The 4,154-nt window shown below is 34.1% G+C and carries 3 protein-coding genes; all 3 read right to left on the bottom strand.

Annotation, left to right across the window (positions count from 1 at the left end; genetic code table 11):
- Positions 1-774 precede the first annotated feature (774 nt).
- The 3 genes from QQ041_RS22115 to QQ041_RS22105 are packed head-to-tail and all read right to left on the bottom strand — an operon-like array spanning position 775 to position 3,995.
- Positions 775-2,043: an acetyl-CoA carboxylase biotin carboxylase subunit family protein gene (locus tag QQ041_RS22115; RefSeq protein WP_285955065.1), complete on the bottom strand. Its 1,269-nt coding sequence runs from the start codon at positions 2,041-2,043 to the stop codon at positions 775-777.
- Position 2,044: 1 nt separating this feature from the next.
- The gene (locus tag QQ041_RS22110) at positions 2,045-2,929 is read right to left on the bottom strand and encodes a TauD/TfdA family dioxygenase (RefSeq protein ID WP_285955064.1); all 885 of its coding nucleotides are present in this window, start codon (positions 2,927-2,929) and stop codon (positions 2,045-2,047) included.
- Between the two features lie 13 nt (positions 2,930-2,942).
- Positions 2,943-3,995, bottom strand: coding sequence for a SidA/IucD/PvdA family monooxygenase (locus tag QQ041_RS22105; RefSeq protein WP_285955063.1), 1,053 nt, complete (start codon positions 3,993-3,995; stop codon positions 2,943-2,945).
- Positions 3,996-4,154: the final 159 nt, after the last annotated feature.

The raw sequence follows: 4,154 nt of genomic DNA, 5'->3' as shown, positions 1-4,154 counted from the left end.
GAATAGGAGTAGACCTGTCATAGTTGACTACTATTAATAAGACTATGACAGAGTCCTTCGGTAATTAGACCGTCAACGTCCCTCGGTAATCACAAAGTGCCACGGGTAAAATGTGATCACCAAGCGATTCTGTAATGCCTTAATTACCAAGCAACCTTCTCATTTACGTTAACTACTGAGGGAAAAGGACGGGACTGAATTGGCTGACCTTTAAAGTGATTACTTCAACTTTAGAGAACTAAGGATGTTCTATATGGATTCTAAATCCCAGTTCACTCTCGGTATCATCTGCAGGGTTATCGATGGCAGCGCTTTCCAAGATAGACATAAATCAGATTCACAAAAAACTACCTTTAATTTGATGTACTTATGTTATTCCGACAGATATTTTAATCGCTCTTCTCAAACATCCAATTCATATCTAAACCGTTCAACTTCCTCATCGGTAAGTTATGGCATTGCTTTGATAGGTCTTCCTCTGAGCTTGAGGATATATTTCATCAGTTTAGGCTTGGATGTTCTCACTTTTCGAGTTTTGAGTTTACTCACAAACTGACCTGATAATATTCCACAAATAGCTTCCCCTCTCGCTTCAGCAGATTGCGATACTTACACCATGATAAAAGAGCATTAAACAAACTGGAAGGATCAAGCGAGCCTGAGACAATAACGCTCGTCTAATAGTTAGACATGTAAGGGCTTTTGTCTCAAAATTTGAATTTGAAAACAAAGCCCCATAAAGCATAAACAATAATGCATAAAACTATTACCAATTTAAATTTCGACAGCGCGAACAGGGCAATAAGCTTGCAAGCTTTCAAAATCAGCTCTTAATTGAACCAAATCATCGTTAAAAAAGGTTAAAACACCTGCAGTGTCAACAAGAGAGTTTGATTCTACAATGTCACCCACTGAGATATGCCATTGCAGTTCATATTGACTTTGCAATCTGGGCTCCAGTAATTCGAGCACTTTACCATTCTGAACAGGCAGTAAGGCTGAAACAACATTGTTGCTAAATTTAGGTTTAATGTACTGCTTAATATCTAATCCGCAGCTCAACAAGAGGGTTGCATCAACCATATTAACATTACTATTTTTTTTGTGATAAGGAACCCCAATTCCACCGGGCACACGGGCTGCTATCTCTAGAAACGTAATTTTTCCATTGTCGTTTGAAACAAACACTTCTAAGTGAGTAGAGCCGTTACAAAAACCAAGAGCATCTATTACACTCTGATTAAAAATAGATAATATCTCATATAGTTTCTTATCGAGGACAGGAAAAACTGATAAAGGTTTTCCTAAGACAAAGTCAAAATTAGAGCACCCTAATTCCAAGATACCCGAAAAATAAACTTTGCCGTCCACAACTATTGAATCACACTGATACATTTTACCTTCTATAAACTCATCAACCTCATAAGAAAAATTATATTTATTATCCTCTATCATTTCGATAAAATTCTTAAAATCACATAAATTATTTACAATTCTAACATTTACACTACCTGCCCCACTTGTAGGTTTTATAACCAAGATCTCGCCTAACGTTTTAGTCAAATTTTCATAATACTCTTTTTCACTACTTTTCGCTCGCCCAACATCTAAACACGTATGTTTAGGAATGCTATTGCTCATTAATTTTCCAACTATTTCCTTCATTAATAACTTATCTCTGAACTTCAAAATATCGCTTGGCAAATCTCCTTTGATATTCAGAGCCTCTCTAACATACGCAGCAGTCAATACATTATCTTCTTGCTGGCAAAATATAGAAAAACTATTAGAAGGGTTGATATCCGAGATCTCATCACGCAAAATTTCTATTATATTTTCATGGGATAACACCGGACGTAGGCTACTATCCAGTGAGCTCGAAACTTTGTAAATTTCATCTAGATAAGGACTGATTCTCTCATCAACATCCTCACTTTCGCTTATAAATAAAGTAATTTTAACTCTGCTGGATAGCATTCCTAAAATAATATCAGAACCTAAATCAATGTAAGTCTGAGAAATTAAAACTAAATTTTTTATCATATTACTCTCCATAGTGAATATTAATCCTGTGTAAAATTCTGCTATCCTCTTTTGATTCACAAGGTGAAATTCCTTTACCGCAATGAATAGTAGAAATATTATCCCAAATAATTATCTCCCCCTTAGTGTAAGAGTGTTCATAGTATTTCGAATTTTCAAAAATAAAATCTTCCAATAAATTCAAAATAAAAATAGATTCTAGTTCGCTTTTACCTTCAATTTTAAATGAGCTTCCACTAGTAGCAAATAGTGAGGCTGCGCCAGTAATTGGATGTCTTACTACAAGGTCATGCAGGCAATGTTCATGATCTTTACATTTTTCGCTTGATAATTTTTGCTCATTTTCCTCATTATCTGTAATTTTCCTTCTGTTACCAAATTTATGAATAACTTTAGTTGACTGTAAATCAAGGCCATAAACCTCTGATAACTCCCTATGAAAATTAATATTATTAACAATAGATTTAAGCCCTGATTCTAAGTCGAGAAACATTGTTTTCGGTCCATTTTCAGGAGCATTTATTGCATATAACGAAGTCGCAACACCAACCTCTTTACGATAAGCCATGTCACTGTGCCAGTAAGCACCACCATAAAGGACACCGTGTTCTCTAGCATCGGAATCAACATAATTCGATATTTTTATTATTTCTGGCACATGTTCTAGAGCGAATTCAGATAGAATATGAGTAATTGGCTTCCCAAACTTTGACATAAAAGATAAATATTCTTCATCGGAAAAAAATTGGTCTTCTATAATTATAACTTTATATTTGAAAAGGATGTTCTTTATCTTTAATATTAAATCATCATCAACTTTTCCTTTTGAAAGATCGAGTTCTCTCAGTCTACAACCAAAACCATCCTTTAACTCATTAATCAACATTTTTACTTTCCCCTCAGTCAAAACAATCCATCGTATTAATAGATCTAGCTCCAGCTAAAGTTCCTATAACGGAAATATTTTTACTTCCAGACTTAGATTTAATTTTACTAACAAAACCTTTATCATTTAAATACAGTCCCTTAATATTATTATCTGGCAAATTACCAATTGTACCAATCGCTGAAACAACTATAGAATTTTCGATATTTATAGAAATCACTTTCTTACTGCAATCCTCTTCAACTGGTAGATTATCGTAACAACGTCTTGCAATATGATTGTTATTTTTTTTTCTTTCAAATAGGGCTGAAATGCAATCTTTAGAACGAGAAAAATTGCTATATATTAGAAAACGTGACTCTACCAACTCAGAATAACTCTGAGATTTCCATATGTATTCAATGGTCTTTTGAGATGGTGCTCTAAGTGCGAACCGATCCTGATTTTCTTGTGGATAAACCCCTAGATATTCGCGAGCCAATACGGTTGATTTAAACCCCCTTTCATAGGCAGAAGTGGCAATTTGGAAGGCTGAATTTCCGCTACCAATTATAAAAACTTCGTAACCAAGTTTTTCTAGACATTTATCAGATTCAAAAAATTGATATGCTGAAAAGCAATTTATTGTATTATAAGAATCTATCACATTTGGTATATTCTTAGGTTTTATACCTGTAGCAATTATCAAATTTTTAGTTTCAAACTCTACTATCTCCCCATTGATTATTACGTGGCAGGAATAAATATCTTTCCTTTCCTCTATAAATGAAACAAATCCTAGGACTACTTCAATTGGATAATTTTTAATACAATCTGTTATATAATCTATATAATTAGCCGCATTTGGGGTTAAAGAATTGTCGAAAATATAATCGTTTATAGATTTTTCATGATGTTTGATATCAAGCTCGTTCTTGTATGACTGTAGTTGCCTATATCCCATACAAGACATGGAACCACCTAACTTATCGGATATAATTAAAACTTGTTTCCCCTCAGAAATTAACCTTTTCGTTATCAAAGCGGCAGAAGGGCCACCGCCCAAAATTATATATTTATCTTTCATCGATTTTACCTATATTTAAGCTACTTAACCTATCACACGCTGTAAGTAAGTCTGGGCGCCTAACGGAAAAAGAGAATCGAATCATTTTACTTGTACTTGTATGAAATTCATCCAAGGGAAGCGGAGTCACTCCACATTGATTTGTTATAGATATGCATA

This window comes from Vibrio sp. TMPB1044 (assembly GCF_030442075.1).
Lineage (GTDB): Bacteria > Pseudomonadota > Gammaproteobacteria > Enterobacterales > Vibrionaceae > Vibrio > Vibrio satsumensis.
Note: the sequence above shows the minus strand (reverse complement) of the source record. Positions and strands in the feature narration are given on the sequence as shown.

Coding starts and splice junctions, on each gene's coding strand:
- QQ041_RS22115 (WP_285955065.1), bottom strand. CDS start 2,043: ATGATAAAAAATTTAGTTTTAATTTCTCAGACTTACATTGATTTAGGT.
- QQ041_RS22110 (WP_285955064.1), bottom strand. CDS start 2,929: ATGTTGATTAATGAGTTAAAGGATGGTTTTGGTTGTAGACTGAGAGAA.
- QQ041_RS22105 (WP_285955063.1), bottom strand. CDS start 3,995: ATGAAAGATAAATATATAATTTTGGGCGGTGGCCCTTCTGCCGCTTTG.